The 16,850-nt window shown below is 56.5% G+C and carries 12 protein-coding genes; 1 reads left to right on the forward strand and 11 read right to left on the reverse strand.

The window, feature by feature from the left end; translation table 11 throughout:
* Window positions 1-34: 34 nt before the first annotated feature.
* The 11 genes from KP808_RS00945 to KP808_RS00995 form a co-directional block, all read right to left on the reverse strand.
* Window positions 35-3,403, reverse strand: a complete 3,369-nt coding sequence (locus KP808_RS00945; RefSeq protein WP_230017285.1) for an ATP-binding cassette domain-containing protein — start codon at window positions 3,401-3,403, stop codon at window positions 35-37.
* 5 nt (window positions 3,404-3,408) lie between these two features.
* Window positions 3,409-4,494: a cupin domain-containing protein gene (locus KP808_RS00950; RefSeq protein ID WP_005744863.1), complete on the reverse strand. Its 1,086-nt coding sequence runs from the start codon at window positions 4,492-4,494 to the stop codon at window positions 3,409-3,411.
* Between the two features lie 26 nt (window positions 4,495-4,520).
* Window positions 4,521-5,684, reverse strand: a complete 1,164-nt coding sequence (locus KP808_RS00955) for an ATP-grasp domain-containing protein (RefSeq protein ID WP_058402718.1) — start codon at window positions 5,682-5,684, stop codon at window positions 4,521-4,523.
* 677 nt (window positions 5,685-6,361) lie between these two features.
* Window positions 6,362-7,669: a CitMHS family transporter gene (locus KP808_RS00960; RefSeq protein WP_057402756.1), complete on the reverse strand. Its 1,308-nt coding sequence runs from the start codon at window positions 7,667-7,669 to the stop codon at window positions 6,362-6,364.
* Between the two features lie 423 nt (window positions 7,670-8,092).
* Window positions 8,093-9,490 carry an aminoacyl-tRNA deacylase and HDOD domain-containing protein gene (locus KP808_RS00965; protein ID WP_044324611.1) on the reverse strand — a complete coding sequence of 466 codons (1,398 nt, stop codon included), beginning with the start codon at window positions 9,488-9,490 and terminating at the stop codon, window positions 8,093-8,095.
* Between the two features lie 86 nt (window positions 9,491-9,576).
* Window positions 9,577-11,652: an ATP-dependent DNA helicase RecG gene (gene recG / locus KP808_RS00970; RefSeq protein ID WP_054072025.1), complete on the reverse strand. Its 2,076-nt coding sequence runs from the start codon at window positions 11,650-11,652 to the stop codon at window positions 9,577-9,579.
* Window positions 11,653-11,663: 11 nt separating this feature from the next.
* Window positions 11,664-12,587, reverse strand: a complete 924-nt coding sequence (locus KP808_RS00975) for a hydrogen peroxide-inducible genes activator (protein WP_002551493.1) — start codon at window positions 12,585-12,587, stop codon at window positions 11,664-11,666.
* A 92-nt stretch (window positions 12,588-12,679) separates the two neighbouring features.
* Window positions 12,680-13,426, reverse strand: coding sequence for an energy transducer TonB (locus KP808_RS00980; RefSeq protein ID WP_230017286.1), 747 nt, complete (start codon window positions 13,424-13,426; stop codon window positions 12,680-12,682).
* Window positions 13,423-13,848 carry a TonB system transport protein ExbD gene (gene exbD, locus KP808_RS00985; RefSeq protein WP_002551495.1) on the reverse strand — a complete coding sequence of 142 codons (426 nt, stop codon included), beginning with the start codon at window positions 13,846-13,848 and terminating at the stop codon, window positions 13,423-13,425. The genes KP808_RS00980 and exbD overlap by 4 nt, the downstream gene beginning before the upstream one ends.
* Before the next feature lie 3 nt (window positions 13,849-13,851).
* Window positions 13,852-14,805 carry a tonB-system energizer ExbB gene (gene exbB / locus KP808_RS00990; protein WP_230017287.1) on the reverse strand — a complete coding sequence of 318 codons (954 nt, stop codon included), beginning with the start codon at window positions 14,803-14,805 and terminating at the stop codon, window positions 13,852-13,854.
* Window positions 14,806-15,276: 471 nt separating this feature from the next.
* The gene (locus KP808_RS00995) at window positions 15,277-15,717 is read right to left on the reverse strand and encodes a hypothetical protein (RefSeq protein WP_058409287.1); all 441 of its coding nucleotides are present in this window, start codon (window positions 15,715-15,717) and stop codon (window positions 15,277-15,279) included.
* Window positions 15,718-15,989: 272 nt separating this feature from the next.
* On the opposite strand from KP808_RS00995, the gene KP808_RS01000 reads away from it, so the two are divergent.
* Window positions 15,990-16,835, forward strand: coding sequence for an SDR family oxidoreductase (locus KP808_RS01000; protein WP_230017288.1), 846 nt, complete (start codon window positions 15,990-15,992; stop codon window positions 16,833-16,835).
* Window positions 16,836-16,850: the final 15 nt, after the last annotated feature.

The following is a 16,850-nucleotide window of genomic DNA, read 5'->3' on the forward strand; positions in this document are numbered from 1 at the left end:
TACGATCCTTGTATAACAATGTGTGAGAATAGGCTTATATCGTTTTTTCAACCAATCGCTTTTCAGAGTTGAAGGTAAAGTTTCTGTTTCCCAGCGCAGAAAGCTCAGCGTTATGAGTAATGATGAAAAACAAGGTTTTTGGCAGGGCTGCCATCAACTTCCTGATGAGCTGAAGTTCTTCGACGCTGTCCAGCTCGGAGGTGGCCTCGTCGAGGATGGCGATGGACGGTGCATTGATGGTCAAATCAAGCAGCGCAAGTCGTTGAAGCTCTGACTTGCTCAGGTTAACGTCACCACTCCAGGCAACCTCTTGATTGAAGCCCTCCGGCAGGCGCTCGATAATGCTCGAGAGGCCCAGATAAGAGGCCTGCTGATAAAGTTCTTCCTGAGACGTGCTATTGAAATGTTCAAACAGCGGTCCCGGCTTGAATATCGGGCTGGAGGTCAATAACTGAACGTCTTCGGCATGTGGCCGTGTCAGATACCCGATAGTGCCACCCAGCGTCGATACCTGACCTTGACTTGGCAGCAGGCTGCCCACTACCAGACTGGCGAAGGTTGATTTACCGACACCGCTTGCCCCCATGATCACCACGACATCATTCTCGTGAAACGCATGGTCGAAATCTTCTAGCACCGTTATTCCGCTTTGAGGGTTAACGAATGTGACGTTTGAAAACGATACCAATGGCGCACCATTTTGAACGTATTGGCATCTAGGCGCTGCCGTTGGCAAGAGGCCAGCCACGACCAGGCGATCGGCACTGTCGAGGACTTGTCGCAACTCCACCACGCACCTTCCCAAGCGCGCGAAAATCGCAATCAGGCTGTATGAAAGACTCACAGCCAGAACGTTCGCCATCGTGGCTACGCCGATGGCGTGAAAGTAAATGGTTGATGCCACGATGCCGGAAAGAAAGAAAACACCCATCAAATCCAGTTTGTAGCTATACCAACGACGCATCGCAGCATTATCCAGAGAAGCAAACGCTCGAGCGGCCAGGTTGCCGCTCAACCAGTTCAGGATGCTGGAGTTTCTGGCCATGCTTTCAAATCGACCGCCGTCCCAACTCAGTGCTTGAATGCGTGTGAACAATAGGGCGGTGGTGTCGATTTCCCGAGTGTTGGATTTTTTTAGCAACTCGCCGGAGCGTCGTGCTCCCCGCCAATAACACAGGCTGATGAAAACAAACGGAAACAGTACGTAAATGTTATTCAGCACAACATACCCTGTCGTGACCGACAGCAAGGTTGCCGCGCCGATGGTTTCCAGCAACAGAACGGGCAATACTTCATCGACGCGCCGCTGATCCCATGTCAGCTTGTTTTGGCTGTCGTGATTGATTTTCTGGGTCAGGCGCTCATCAAGGCCCGGGTTCATTAAATAAGAAAGGTATCGATTGCAGTGTGCAGACGCCGCCTCAATACATTTCTTCGCCGTGACCAACGCCCCGGAAATCGACAGCAAAGCACTCACTAGCAAAACGCCGGCCAGCCCGAGCAAAGATGCATTCAGATGCGTACCCAGATAACCGCTAGCGATCAGGTAGTCGCCTGCAATAGTGAGCACTTCTTTGAGTGCCATCAGGGTGAATGCGACCAACGTGATGGCGCCCGTGCCGAACGCTATCAGGCTGCTGGTGATTGATCTGGAAACCCGCTCAGGCTGTTCTGTCGAATCATTTTTACTGTGTACTGCCTTTGGCGGCGAGGACGCAGAGAAAGAGCTTGCCACCGGTGAAGCGAGAGGTCGCGAAGAAGCGCAAGCGTGGTGAGTTTTTATGTCGATAATCCTACCGCCAGAAACAGTCCAGATTTCTTCGGCAGTGTCTCTTTCCTCCGGCTTATCCGTGACGAACATTACGTTTGTATCACGCCATGGGCCGTCCAGCAGTGTTCTCAACAATCCCGCAGCCAGCGCGTCATCCAGCCCTGAGGTCGGTTGGTCGATGTAGATCCAGTCTGTGCGTGCCACTAGGGCGCGGACCAGTTCTATTCGTTTTCCCTGGCCTCTGGAAACGTCCCATTGCTTGATTGCGCCGCAATCCCGCTCTCTGATGTAGTCGAGATAAAAGTCCCCGGGCAGGCGTGCGAGCGCAATCGCCTCCTGTACCTCTTCGTCTGAAAATTCACGCCGATAGATACTCAGATTTTCGCCAAGACCGCCAGCGAATATCCACGGTTCGTCCGGAATGAAAATCGCCTGATCGTCAGCCCCGGGAAAGCGTTGCGCACAGTTTCTCAGCATAGATGTCTTGCCACTGCCTGCGGCGCCGACAATGGCAATATGCTTTGCCTTCGTGGAGGGCGGTATTGATGTTGCGCAAGGGGGGTTAACGGGCTCAGGGGCGTCAAGGTATTGCTCGATATGACGGTGGCCTACAAAGCCTTGGGAAATACTTTGCACAATGTCTGGAATATTATTGGCGACTGACTTCAGTCCCCCAATCAACGCGATGGCGGCCAGCACCCCTGGTGTATCGACTTGGCCCAGGTAGATTAGTTGTAGCAGCGCCGAGCTTAACAGTGCGGTAATCGGCGTCATGGTCGAGATCAGACTAATGGCCGCGACCAGGCGAGCAGCTTTTTTCAAGGAGCCCTCTTCGAGGTTTCGTTTGGCGGCGTAGTCACGGATCAGTTCGGCATTCCAGTTCTTCAGCCAGGCTTGACGCCGATTTTTCGTTGCGAATACCCCCACCTCTATGCGCTGAGTCGCACTCAACGATAACTGTTCATAGGTTGCGCCCAGTCGTTGAGCAACCCAGAACACGATCATTGAACTGCCAGCGATGACCGCAAGGGCAGCCACCGCACTAGCGCCCAGAGCAAGAAAGAAAAAAGCGGAGGTGAAAAGCACCGTTGCCAGCGCAAGCGCTATCGTAATCAATCCTGACCATGAGGATTCGACACGCGCGGCCTCTCGGTCGAGCAACGTTGTCAGGCTGAGCGCAAAGACGCCGTTTTGCGCAACAGTCCTTTTGATTAATACCCTTTGTTCCACATAGGAGCGACTGCCTACGCCGACTAGCTCAGCCAGAAAGAAAGTGTGGTTGAGCGCCAGCCAGGCACAGTAAATCAGCAGAAGACAGGTGGTGCCTTGGGTGATATTCGAGAGCACGGACGAGTCAGCCCGCATCAGTTGGATCAGCAATGATTTCAAGGTGACTGCGGCACCAAAAGCCGCCGCGGTATGCACCCCGATTGCAACCAGCGCTAACATGACATCCCGTTTGAGGGCTGCAAAAATCTCGATATGAAGCCGTCTGTTTCCGGCTCTACTTGCATCATCGATCGCGGCCTTGCACCAGCGTTGCCAGCGGTAGGCGTGTACCGAATGCGCTCCTCGAGCTCCTTCAGGCGTACGGAAGCAAAGGACGGTTTTCAAGACTTCTGCAATCTTCATAGGAATCAGTTATATACCGGCACAGATTGAAGATCCGTGACGGTCTCACGTCCCAGTGAGTCTTGACAGGCAATATCGGCAAATCGATCGCAAAGCAGTGTGATCATCTCCCAGCCTTCACTTAACGCTACGCGTAAATCCTCGACTTCTCTTGGCGACGCGTCGTTCAGCAGCGCTATGCCCATACTGACGTGATGACCATCGTCTTCGCCATGTTCCTGAAAGTGCGGCATGCCAGCGAATACCCGAGCGGCTTCGCTGTGGAAAATTTCACCGCTGCCTTCCAGTACGACGTGCATCAAGAGCGTCTTGACCATATCGCTTTTATAAAGCATCTGGTGCCTGAACCATTCCATAGTGGAATGAAAGGCTGCATCCGAAACCGGGGAAGGGTTGGTGTTGCGCTGAAGACGCAGGTTATTGTTATGACCCAGCTCTTCTATCAAGTGCTCAAGAGCAATTTTTTTGTGAGCCTGATCAAGCGTCATCGCCACTCGGATATGCAGCAAATCCTGAAACATATCTGACCAGGTCTGCAGGCAGTCGAGGAGTTTTTCGCGCACTTGCGGTTGATCAATGGATGGCGAATTGATGAGCGACAACAGCCGACTATTCTTGAAGCTATCCAGGTAAGCCTGATTGTCTCGTAACAGCACATCGGCAGGCTTCGCGGTATCGGATTCCTGTGATTTGAAGACGACGCTCGGTCGCGACGTGTCTTCGTACAGGGCCTTGCCATTGAACTGAATGGAAAGTGCCCAAAAACCATTTTGGGTGCCTTTGAAGCCATGCAGGGCATGAGGTGGCACTAAAACCATGTCACCCGCTTCTATCGCACGCTCGGTCGCCCCCAACGTTTCCCCCGAACCATCACAAATCAGTATCAGGCTTGCTTCGGGATGCTGATGAACCGACAGTTCCTGATCCTTTTCGAGCCGGACCCAACTGATAGCAAGCTCACTGTTGGACGGGATGAATTCAGCCAGCGCAGGGTGCTGGGAGAATATCTTCACAACGCCTAAATCGTGCAAGGCGCCATCAACCACTACGCTGTTGAGGGTCTCGATATCGTTACGAGAGATGACTTCCATATCTGCTATTCCTTTGCGTAATAAACTTAGTTGGCGGAACTCAGTGTGTTGAGACGTTCGATGGCGGCGTAGAACTTTTCCCGGTCATGACTAGCGATGACCACCATGCCGACCTTGTCATCATTGGTGTGCGATCTGTTCAATGGCGGATTGGCTTCGCCCATGATCAACCTGATGATATCCACTTCCTGTAAAACATCATTAAGAAGTGCAGTGTCCAGCGGCTCATAAAAAAGATGAGAGCCCGCGAACGTGTAACGGGCCGGCTGTTCGAAACTGTTTTTATCCACCGCACAGCTATGGAACTGCAAAGTCTCCCTGAACAGGTCAACGCCTGTAGTCAGTTCAACCAGCAAGCCAATATAATCGCCGCCGACCCGGTTATTGACTTCTATGAGATGAAACTGTCCATCCGCGATGGTCACCTCAATATGGCAGGGGCCGTGTGTATGATTGAGGGCAGTCAACAACCGCTCGCAATAGCCAGCTAACTGCTCGAACACCGCGGCCTCCAGATTATCTGGCGAGATGATGTGCTGCTCTTCCGCCAGGGAGGTCTTGTACAGTCGCTTGTTGGTGACGGCAAGAACACGATGTTGTGAGTCGATGGTCAACGTTTCGACACTGACCTCTCGACCGTTCAGAAACTCCTCCGCCAACATAACGAAATTTTCCTGAGAAAACCCCTCCAGCGTGCTCTGCAAAGACGTAGCATCTTTGATGATGAATACGTTTTCGCTCCCGGAGCCTTTGGGGTCTTTCAGGACAATCGGGCCATTGCGGGAATTGAAAAAATGCTCAACGTCAGCGCGTGTTCTGCAGATTGCGCTATGGACCGCAAACTCTGTATTTTCCAGCCTGGTGCGCATCAGCGCCTTGTTTATGCAGACTTCGCATGCGTCAAAGTCCATGCCGGGAATAGCATAATGCTGGCTCGCTCGTGCCGCTGCCAGCAGTCCGTCTTCGGTGAACGAAAAAATGAAATCGACTGTCTGCTTTTTAAGGATTTCATCGATTTTGCCGAGTACGGTGGCTTCGGAGAAATCGCTGACAAGATGAATTTTGTCTGTGAGTGCGGTGAGGTTAGGACCTACCGAGTCCGGCAATTGCAGCACGGTAAAGTCAAAACCCAAGCCATCATAATGCATAAAAGTTTCATCATGGCCACCGATCATTACGACAGTCTTCATACACTACCTTTCACGGTCGAACCGACCAATAAATTAACGCATAGGGAATAACGCATTGGGCCTCTGCCGTGGTTTATACGCGGCGGTATTGATATTTTTCCAATACCGGTTGCCGTACGTTTCTGCGACAGAAACGTAGCGTGCACGACCGTACAAATAGCAGAACGCTATGCGGTAGAGAGTTTGTATAGTGAGTAGATTTCAGTCAGTCGAAAATCAACCCGCCCCGGTGGCGGAATGATAATAATCGTTGAAAGAGAGACGCACAGAGCCCGACAGTATACGAGATACTTTCGAGGGCCACTTGAATTGAGGGGAGTGCAAATGAGAACGCAGGGTATAAAGCATGCTATTCCTTTAGATATTTATAATTATTTGCGCTTTCCATACGCGCAATCTATGGTTTCATTGTTTAGTTTGAATGTCAACGCTGTCTGCCAACTGAATGGGCTATCCCTCGGCAAGTATAGACATGGGCTAATGACAATCGATGCGCCGGGCCTGCGATCCTCGGCGGGCCTTTTACACCCGTCAGAAGTGTAATCAGAATCAACCGCGAGATCAGCCATCTGGCCGAGGCGTTGCAGTATCGCCCTTCGACCAATTGACCGCCCAAACGCAAAAACTCGCCGTCAACGATCAAGTCGACGGCGAGCCTTTGTGACAGGTACTGCGTTTTACATGCTGCTATAGAACGGGAAGATCCCCATCAGCAGCGCGGCAACCAGGATGCACATGCAGACCAGAATCGCCCATTTCAGGGTGAAGCGCTGGTGGTCGCCGAACTCGATACCGGCCAGGGCAACCAGCAGGTAGGTCGATGGCACCAGCGGGCTGAGCAAGTGGACCGGCTGACCGACGATGGAGGCGCGGGCCATTTCAACCGGGCTGATGCCGTAGTGGGCAGCGGCTTCGGAGAGCACCGGCAGTACGCCGTAGTAGAACGCGTCGTTGGACATGAAGAAGGTGAACGGCATGCTCACCAGCGCGGTGATGACGGCGAGGTACGGGCCGAGCGCATCCGGGATCACTGCCAGCAGGCTTTTCGACATGGCGTCGACCATGCCGGTACCAGACAGAATACCGGTGAAGATACCTGCGGCGAAGATCAGGCCGACCACTGCCAGAACGCTACCTGCGTGGGCTGATACGCGGTCCTTCTGGTCCTGCAGGTTCGGGTAGTTGATGATCATCGCGATACTGAACGCGATCATGAACAGTACCGGCAGCGGCAGCAGGCCCATGATCAGGGCGACCATCAGTGCGAAGGTCAGCGCGCCGTTGAACCAGATCAGCTTTGGACGACGTGCATCCGGGAACTGCGAGACGCTGATTTCGCTGTGATCGACTTCATCACCCTTAAGTTGCAGTTCACCCAGACGAGCGCGTTCGCGTTTGCCGTAGAAGTAGGCAATTGCCAGAATCGCAACCACACCGGCCAGCATTGCCGGGATCATCGGTACGAAGATGTCGGATGCGTCGACATGCAGGGCGCTGGCCGCACGAGCGGTCGGGCCACCCCACGGGGTCATGTTCATCACGCCACCGGCCAGAATGATCAGGCCGGCCATGATGCGCGGGCTCATGCCGACGCGGCTGTACAGCGGCAGCATGGCGGCAACGCAGATCATGTAGGTGGTCGCGCCGTCACCGTCGAGGGACACCACCAGCGCCAGCACGGCGGTGCCGACCGAAATGCGCATCGGGTCGCCCTTGACCATTTTCAGGATCTTGCGCACGGCCGGGTCGAACAGGCCGGAGTCGATCATCAGCGCAAAATAAAGGATGGCGAACATCAGCATCACGCCGGTTGGCGCCAGCTTGGTGATACCCGCCAGCATCATCGGGCCGATCTGGGCTGCGAAGCCACCGAACAGGGCGAAGATGATCGGAACCAGGATCAGGGCGATCAGCGCAGTCAGGCGCTTGCTCATGATCAGGTACATGAACGCAATAACCATGGCAAAGCCAAGGAAAGTCAGCATGGGAATACTCCAGACGTCATACGGCTACAGAACGTGAAATGAACGAGTCAGCTCAGCAGATCGGTACGTGGAGTGGAGGCGCAAGGAGGGTATGGAACGAGAAGTCAGCAAGCATCGGAATCACCATTATTGTTGTTAATTGGGCCTGAAACACGTTGGAATCCGTTCCTGGCTAGCCGGTCTTTTTGCCGGAAGTGAGGCGATGCTAATTGGCCAAGCTTTCACCGACCTTTCAATCAGCCTTTGTGGAGATTTATTGTCAAAAGGGTTGTGGCGCATAAACGGAGAAGCACGGATGGGCGAGATACAGGTGGCTTAGCTGGCTGCGCCTGGGCAACCACCTGTTGGGGGATGAGGCTGAGAATTGAGCGCCGGCATCAAATCTGTCGGCACTATTACCGACAGATTAATTGTGCCGACTGATTACTTGCTGAACTGCGAAGCCAGTTCGCGCAGAAGCACCTCGGCCTCCAGCACTTTTTTCACTGACTCGTTGGCTTTTTCGCGGGACAGGCCCAGGCGTTCGAACAACTCGTCAGGAATCTCCTGCTCTGGCCCGGCACCGATGCCGTTCACCCGCAACAGGCGTACGGCCAGATAAACCAGGTTGGCGTAGACGTGATGTTCGCCCTTGTAGTGGGGGTCGTGCTGGAAGCGCAGCGCGATGGCGAGTTCATCGGGCATGTCCCAATAGCGCATCAGCCAGGCACCGATCTGCTCGCGGCTGATACCCAGCAAATGCTGCTCAATAAAGCTGTGGTGCAGGTGCGGGTTAACTTCCAGCTGGCGGCAAATCAGCGTGAAGTGTGGCGGAAACACATGGGCCAGCAGCAGGTAGCCGAAGTTGTGCAGCAAACCGGCGAGGTAGCTCAGGCCAGCTTCCGGGCGACTGGCGCGGGGAATGGCGCGGGTCAGGCCTTCGATCACCGCAGCAGTGTAGATCGATTGCTGCCAATACGGCGTGGTCTGTTGCGGCTGGTCCTTGGGCAGACTCAGGGTTTTGCCCAGCGCGAGGCCCAGTGCCAGGTTGATCACCAGATCAAAGCCCAGCACGCGAACGATTGCATCTTCTACCGAGCGGATCTTGCCGGTGGACGCGTAATAGGGCGATGCCGCCCAGCTCACGACCTGTGCCGCCAGCGCAGGGTCGGTTTCGACTACGCCGGTGATGTCATCGATGGTCGCATCGGGGTCGACCCGCAGCTTGATGATTTTCTGTGCAGTTCCGGCCAGTGGTGGTATTTCCAGGGTCGCTTCCAGACGCTGCTGGATACGACGCGCCGTGAAAACATGCATGGCCTGGGTGATTTCTGCCGGATCGTCGTCAGGACGATCCAGGTTCGGACGGATGGCCGCGACCGACTGGCCGAAGTGCGCGGCACTGGCCTTGCTCAGCATGCCTTTGAAGTCGTCACTGCTGATTTCCAGCAACAAGCCCTTTTCACCCGAGCCAACCAGCAGTGTCGGCTCTTGCAGCAGGCGATCATCATAAAGGCACGGTGAGCTGGTCAGTGCCGGGAGCCCCGGCAGCACTTGCAGGTTGTGCTTGGTAAGCATGCGCTGCAAACGATCATGCGGCACAGCGGTCAGCTGGCGCCCGGTCAGCTCGGTGATTCGGCTGAGGTCGAGCAACTGGCTCTGCGGGAACAGGATAAGCAGCGCACCGACAGCGTCCTCGACCAGCACAGCCTGAACCTTGCGCGCCGGGGGCAAGCTTTTGTCGTCCATGACTTCGTTGTAGCTGATAGCCAATTTTTCAAGCAACTGCCGGATTACCGACGGCGCATGCTGCGGATCATTGACGTGGGCGACTTCTGTCATGAGCTATGTCCAAATTCCTACATTTTTTGAAGTATAACCACGTTATTCGTTTTCGGTCGCACGTGGTGTTCAAAGCGTAGCCTGCATCACACCTGGCCATACTGCTGGCCATGACGCAGCCATCTGTCGAGCAGTGGGCTGACATGTTGGGGCCAACGCTCCAACAGGGCCTGAGCCGCGTCGCGTACGGCCGGTAGCAGGTCTGCGTCACGCATAAGGTCGGCGACCTTGAATTGCAGAAGGCCCGTTTGTCGGGTTCCCAGCATTTCACCGGGACCACGCAGTTCAAGGTCCTTTTCGGCGATGACAAAGCCATCGTTGGTTTCGCGCATGATGCCCAGCCGCTGCCGTCCGATCTGTGAAAGTGGCGGGTGGTAGAGCAACACACAATGGCTGACCGCACTGCCGCGCCCGACGCGCCCGCGCAACTGGTGCAATTGAGCCAGACCGAGGCGCTCGGGGTTTTCGATGATCATCAGGCTGGAGTTCGGCACGTCGACCCCAACTTCGATTACGGTGGTTGCCACCAGCAATTGCAGCGCACCCTGCTTGAATTCGGCCATGATCGCGGCCTTTTCTGCGGGCTTCATACGCCCGTGTATCAACCCGACGCGAACCTCACCCAAGGCACTGCTAAGTTCTTCGTAGGTGGTTTCAGCGGCTTTGCACGTCAGTTCTTCGGATTCTTCGATCAGCGTGCATACCCAATAGGCCTGGCGACCCTCGGCGCAAGCAGCGCGTACACGCTCCACGACTTCCAGGCGGCGGCTGTCGGCAACCAGCACGGTATTGACCGGCGTCCTTCCGGGCGGCAGTTCGTCCAGAATCGACGTGTCCAGATCGGCGTAGGCGCTCATCGCCAGCGTGCGTGGAATCGGTGTGGCGGTCATGATCAATTGATGCGGACACATCAGGCCGCCGACGCCCTTTTTGCGCAGCGCCAGACGTTGCTGAACACCGAACCGGTGCTGCTCGTCGATGATCACCAGCGCGAGGTTCTTGAACTGCACTTCGTCCTGAAACAGCGCATGGGTGCCCACCACCATGGGCGTGCCACTGGCGATCTGCTCCAAAGACGCGACACGCGCCTTGCCCTTGAGCTTGCCCGCCAGCCAGGCCACGCCCACGCCCAGCGGCTCAAGCCAGCGCTGGAAATTGATGTAGTGCTGCTCGGCGAGAATTTCGGTGGGGGCCATCAGCGCCACTTGATAACCCGCTTCCAGCGCCTGCAAGGCAGCCAGCGCGGCGACCACGGTCTTGCCCGAACCGACGTCACCCTGGATCAACCGCAGCATCGGCTCAGGCTGGCTCAGGTCATAGGCGACTTCCTTGCCGACCCGCTGCTGGGCACCCGTGGGCGCGAAGCCAAGGTTGGCGAGAAATTGTTTCGGCAGTTTTTTCGCAACAGGCAACGCCGGTGCGCGCTGTGAGCGCAGACTTTCGCGCAGACGCTGCTGGGAAAGCTGGTGGGTAAGCAGTTCCTCGAAAGCCAGCCGGTGTTGCGCCCAGTGATGCCCGAGGGCCAGTTCCTCCACATCGGCATCGGCGGGCGGGTGATGCAGATAGCGGATCGCATCATCCAGCGGGGCCAGTTGATAGTCGCGGGCCAGCTCATCCGGCAGCCAGTCCGGCAAGCTTTTGGGGCCAAGCATCGCCAGGCTTTGCTGACACAACTGACGCAGGCGCTGCTGGGTGAGGCCTTCGGTCGTGGGATAGATCGGCGTGAGGGTCTGTTCGACGGGCGCAGGCTCATCACCGGTAATCGCCCGATATTCCGGATGATAGATTTCCAGTCCGGAAGCACCGGGACGCGCTTCGCCAAAGCAGCGCAGGTGCGTGCCACGCTTCATGCTTTCTTTCTGCGCGTTACTGAAGTGGTAGAAGCGCAGGCTGACGACACCGGTGCCGTCGCCAAGCCTTACCAGCAAGCTGCGGCGCTTGCCCATTACCACATCGGCACCGCTGACCACGCCTTCGATCACGGCATCCTGGCCGGGGCGCAATGCACCAATCGGTACTACGCGGGTCCGGTCCTGGTAACGCAGCGGCAGATGGAACAGCACGTCCTGCAGGGTTTCCAGCCCGACCCTGGCCAGCTTTTCTGCCATCGCTTCACCGACGCCCTTGAGCGCCGTGACCGAGACCCTGGAAAGCTCGCTCATTTCTTTTCTGCCTAACTTGCGACTGTTTTCGGACGTGCCACCGAGCACAGGCGTGCAGAGTCAGCGAGAATTTCGATGGCTTTGGGTCTCGGGAAGCTTGCGCGCCAGGCGATGGCGACCGTGCGGAAAGGCACAGGCGGCGTCAGCGGGCGGACTTCGATCACGCCGGGCGCGTAGTGGTGACTGTCGACGGCGGAAAGCGGCAGGATCGAAATACCCAGCCCGGAAGCGACCATGTGCCGAATGGTTTCCAGCGAGCTGGATTCCACCGTCGTGTGCTTGGCGCCTTCATTGCCTTTGCCCAGAGTAGGGCAGGCTTCCAGAACCTGATCACGGAAGCAGTGACCTTCGCCCAGCAATAACAGGCTCTTGTCGTTGAGTGCCGAGGCGTCGATGGTCTCTTTCTGAGTCCAGGGGTGATCGGCCGGCATCAGAACGGAGAACGGCTCGTCGTAAAGCGGCAGGGTCAGCACGTCGGCTTCGTTGAACGGCAAGGCGATGATGACGGCATCCAGCTCACCGTTGCGCAACTTGTCGCGCAGCACATGCGTGAAGTTTTCTTCGATATACAACGGCATCTGCGGCGCAACCCGGTGCAGTTGTGGAATCAGGTGAGGGAACAGGTAAGGGCCGACGGTATAAATAGCACCGACTTTCAGCGGCGCGGTCAGCTGATTCTTGCCTGCCTGGGCCAGCTCACGAATACCTTGAGCCTGCTCCAGCACTTTCTGCGCTTGCGCAACGATGCCTTCACCGACCGGTGTCAGGCGCACGGCGCTCTTGCTGCGCTCGAAAATGAGCACACCGAGTTCGTCTTCGAGTTTCTTGACACCCACCGACAGCGTTGGCTGGCTGACGTGGCAGCGTTCAGCAGCATGACCAAAGTGCTGCTCCTGGGCAAGCGTGACGATGTAGCGTAATTCTGTAAGAGTCATAACGTGCGTCCATGAAGTTGCGACCCCAGCATAGCGGGTGCGATCGATAGACGCACGTTATCAGAAGCACTCACAAGTAACAAAAGTACAATTCAGCGTTTATCCAGCGAATAAACGAACGGTGCGAGGATTTCAATGGTGCCGTTGTTGAGGATTTCCTTGGGCGGCTTGGGCAGCGGCTGAGCGCGACGGATCATTTCCATGGTCGCTCGATCCAGCGCCGGGCTGCCTGAACTGTTGGCAATCGAGTAAGACAGGACGTTGCCGTCAGCATCGACAACGAAGCGCAGGCGGGCAACACCCTGCATGCCACGACGACGCGCATCCTCTGGATACTTCTTGTACTTGCCCAGATGACTTAACAAGTCACCCTGCCAGCTTGGCAGTGCATTGCTGGGCGGCGAAGGCACAGGAGCGGGCTTCGGAGCAGCTGCTTTTTCCGGTTTGGCAGTCGTAGGCGGCGTGTCGACCGGTTTTTCGTCAGCAGGCTTTTCCTGAGGTGGCTCAGGCTTCTTCTGCGGCTTTGGCGGCTGCGGTTTTGGCTTGGGCTTTTCAACCTTTTTGGGCACCACGATTTCCGGCTTCGGCGCTTGCGCGACTTCCGGCATGGGCTCTGGCTCTTCAGGGGCTGGCGGCGGAGGTGGCTGAACGACTTTTGGTGGTGGCGGCGGTGCGGGCTCGGGCAGAGGCGCAAGCTCGACCATCATGGCCGCTGGCGGTAGCTCGATCGCCTGAGAGGCGGGCCAGCGAACGGCGATAATGATCGCGATAGCGTGCACGGCCAGCACCAACAACAGACTACCGCTATAGCGCGTCAGTTTTTGGCGCGTACTGATCATTTCTTACCAGCCGTCTCAAGACCCACCAGACCGACCTTCAGGTAACCCGCACCCCGAAGCGTGTTCATGACTTCCATCAGATCGCCGTAGTCCACGCCCTTGTCGGCCTGGAAGAAGATCGTGGTGTCCTTCTTGCCCTTGGTGCGGGCGTCCAGCACCTGACCGATCTGCTCGCGGGCAACCTTCTCTTCGCCCAGGTACAGGCTCTTGTCGGTTTTCACGCTGAGAAAGATCGGCTTCTCGGGCCTGGGCTGTGGCGTGGCAGTGGATGCCGGCAGGTCGACCTTGATGTCCACGGTCGCCAACGGTGCAGCCACCATGAAGATGATCAGCAGCACCAGCATGACGTCGATGAACGGCGTCACGTTGATTTCATGGTTCTCGGCGAGATCATCGCCGCCTTCGTTAAGATGCAGGCCCACGTGTTAGCCCACCTTGACCATGTGCGGTTGCTGTTGATTGCGCTCGGTCGGTTCTGGCAGATGATCCAGGTCGCGGCTGACCAGCAGCAGAACGTGCGCCGAAGCATCGGAAACCTGAGCCTTGTAACCGGCGATGGAGCGGGCGAAGACGTTGTAGATCACTACCGCAGGAATTGCGGCAACCAGACCCAGTGCCGTGGCCAGAAGGGCCTCGGCGATACCCGGTGCCACGACAGCGAGGTTGGTGGTCTGGGTCTTGGCGATGCCGATGAAGCTGTTCATGATGCCCCATACCGTACCAAACAAACCCACGAACGGTGCGGTAGAGCCGATGGTCGCCAGTACGCCGGTGCCCATGCTCATGTTGCGGCCGCAGGCTGCAACCAGGCGCTCGAGGCGGAAGCTGACACGCTCCTTGATCCCTTCGCGTTCACGGCTGTTGGCCGACAGGCGCATCTCTTCAAGGGCGTCATGCACCAGCAGATGGGCGAGTGTGCCTTCCTTGCTGGCGGTCGAGCTCGCTTCGTTCAGGGAGCGGGCTTTTTTCAGATTGACGATTTCACCACGCAACCGGCGCTTGGCGCCCAGCAGTTCGAAACCCTTGGAGATCCAGATGGTCCACGTAATGATCGATGCGATGGCCAGACCGATCATGACCGCTTTGACCACGACGTCGGCGTTCTGGTACATGCCCCATGGCGACAGGTCATGGGCCATGCCCAGGCTGTTGTCTTCGGCTGCAGGCTCCAGAGCCTGCACGGGGGCTGCGGCATCAGGCGCGACAGGAGCTGTCGCCGCAGGTGCGGCAGAGATTGCAGGGGCCGCAGTCGGCGCCGATTGATCTGCAAGGGCCATGGGTACGAACATCAGGCTCAAGACGAGGGCTGCGACACCGCGCCATGCACGAGGCAGGCGAGGCATCCGGGTAGGCGAAGCGATTGATTGAATGCGTGTCATGCTGGCCGGACCTGAGAGAAAAATAGGGGATGGTTCCAGTGCGTCGCTCAGTGCTCTCGACGCTCACAGGGAACAAATGGGTCGCCATTATTGCAAATCGTTCTTGTTAACAAAAGTAATACAGTATCTTTTTTACATATTCGCCCGAACGGTTGCCTATCGATGAGCATTTTTACGGCGCTGGAACTGTCATCTCAGCAGGTAAAGCACGCTGCGCTCACGAATGGCTCGGTTACGAAAAGAAGCAAGGGATTGAAGGCCGCGAAAGCATCGATTGATCAAATTCGATGCGAGCGTTAACATTGCGCGGTCGACACAGACCGGAACCTTGGTGACAAGGGGTGTGGATTTCGGTGGCTCAGGCCACTCCCAGCCAGTGAGCGGGATAAGCAGGTAACTGCAAAAGGACAGGCCGATATTGAGATTCACAAAAAGCCCCGTTGCCTCGGCAACGGGGCTTTTTGCTTTTCGCTATACGGGTTTTCCGGCGTTGCGCATCTCAAGGATGTAGCGAACGTTATGAGGCTTCCCTTTCGGCAGGGTAGGCCGGCCCCACGTAGCGACTTCATACGCTGATATAACGCGAAGCTTCAAAAGGTTCGTGGTGCCTTGTGGCTTGCTGATCGAGAAAAAAATCGCATAGTCATGCAGGTCGAGGCAAAAATACCTTTGGCTGTTTTCCGTATAAAACGGGACAGCCAGCCCCTGAAAAAAGCGTTTCTGGATGTACTCCACCAACTGGGTGCTGCAATCGTAGCGCTCGCTGCAAAAGTAACGGCGCTCCCCTCTGTAATGAATGAGATGGCCATTGCCCTTGTCATCTGTAAAGCAGTGCAACCCGAATTCGAACTTGACGGTGACCTGCTGCAGCGCAACGTCGAACGTCAGGTCAAAAGGCTGAAGGTGCGCCATGGAGAATGTCCGATCTCCTATTTTTATGTCTTTCCATCGCATGTGAATCTTCGCCAATCCCGTTGAAGGCGCGCATTGTAGTCGCGTGATTTGCGCTTAACACGGGGTCGTCCGAAAATGCTCAAACCCCAGGTTTGGGAACGACGAGTCACCAGCGTGATCGCATAGGGGAGTAGCGCTGGACGCTTACATCTGTTTACAGCTTTGTTTCGAGTGTCGCGTCTCGATGAGCTTTTTTACGGCACTGAAACCGCCTTCTCTGGAGATACCGAATGACTGCCCCTTCGCTTCTAATCGCCGGCTGCGGTGACATTGGTTCGCGACTTGCGACCCGCCTGCTGCCTCACGGCTGGACCGTGCATGGGCTGCGGCGCACTGTTTCCGAGCTGCCTGCCGGTGTTCACGGTGTGGCGGGTGACTTGTTCGATACCCGCAAGCCTGCCCTGTGGCCCACTGCGGTGGACTATGTGGTGTATTGCGCGACGCCTTCGCAGCGTGACGAAGCGGGTTACCGGATGGCTTATGTCGAGGGGCTGCGCAATGTATTGAGCTGGCTTGAGCAGACCGGGCAGCGTCCAAAGCGGTTGATCTTCGTCTCAAGCAGCGGAGTCTACGGTCAGCAGAACGGGGAGTGGGTTGATGAAAACTCCGTCACCGAACCGGCCAACTACACCGGCACTGTGATGCTGGAAGCCGAGCAGCTAGCGCTGAACAGCGGACTGCCAGCCACGGCGGTGAGGCTGACCGGTATCTACGGGCCCGGACGCAGTGATCTGTCGAACCGCGTGCGTCAGGGGCATAGTGTCAGAGTTGATCCTCCGGTCTATGCCAATCGCATTCATGCCGACGATGCCGCCAGCTTGCTGGAGCATCTGCTTCAGGCGGATCAACGAGGTGTGGCACTGGAGAATTGCTATCTAGGCGTTGACGACGATCCGGCTGCGCTGGCCGATGTGGTGGCGTGGATACGTGAGTATCTGGGAGTGACCGAATGGTCGGAAGAGGTCAGCGTGCAGCGCGTGGGCAGCAAGCGTTGCAGCAATGCCAGGGCGCGCGCACTGGGATGGGTGCCGATGTACCCGGATTATCGGGCTGGCTATGCGGCATTGCTGGGGTAAACAAGTCGCCGTCAG

It is taken from the genome of Pseudomonas savastanoi (genome assembly GCF_020917325.1).
GTDB lineage: Bacteria > Pseudomonadota > Gammaproteobacteria > Pseudomonadales > Pseudomonadaceae > Aquipseudomonas > Aquipseudomonas amygdali.

Excerpts from the sequence above, each read along its gene's own strand:
- exbB (WP_230017287.1), bottom strand. The coding sequence starts at position 14,805 with ATGACACGCATTCAATCAATCGCTTCGCCTACCCGGATGCCTCGCCTG.
- KP808_RS00945 (WP_230017285.1), bottom strand. The coding sequence starts at position 3,403 with ATGAAGATTGCAGAAGTCTTGAAAACCGTCCTTTGCTTCCGTACGCCT.
- KP808_RS00955 (WP_058402718.1), bottom strand. The coding sequence starts at position 5,684 with ATGAAGACTGTCGTAATGATCGGTGGCCATGATGAAACTTTTATGCAT.
- recG (WP_054072025.1), bottom strand. The coding sequence starts at position 11,652 with ATGAGCGAGCTTTCCAGGGTCTCGGTCACGGCGCTCAAGGGCGTCGGT.
- KP808_RS00960 (WP_057402756.1), bottom strand. The coding sequence starts at position 7,669 with ATGCTGACTTTCCTTGGCTTTGCCATGGTTATTGCGTTCATGTACCTG.
- KP808_RS00975 (WP_002551493.1), bottom strand. The coding sequence starts at position 12,587 with ATGACTCTTACAGAATTACGCTACATCGTCACGCTTGCCCAGGAGCAG.
- KP808_RS00965 (WP_044324611.1), bottom strand. The coding sequence starts at position 9,490 with ATGACAGAAGTCGCCCACGTCAATGATCCGCAGCATGCGCCGTCGGTA.
- KP808_RS00950 (WP_005744863.1), bottom strand. The coding sequence starts at position 4,494 with ATGGAAGTCATCTCTCGTAACGATATCGAGACCCTCAACAGCGTAGTG.
- KP808_RS00995 (WP_058409287.1), bottom strand. The coding sequence starts at position 15,717 with ATGGCGCACCTTCAGCCTTTTGACCTGACGTTCGACGTTGCGCTGCAG.
- KP808_RS00980 (WP_230017286.1), bottom strand. The coding sequence starts at position 13,426 with ATGATCAGTACGCGCCAAAAACTGACGCGCTATAGCGGTAGTCTGTTG.
- KP808_RS01000 (WP_230017288.1), top strand. The coding sequence starts at position 15,990 with ATGACTGCCCCTTCGCTTCTAATCGCCGGCTGCGGTGACATTGGTTCG.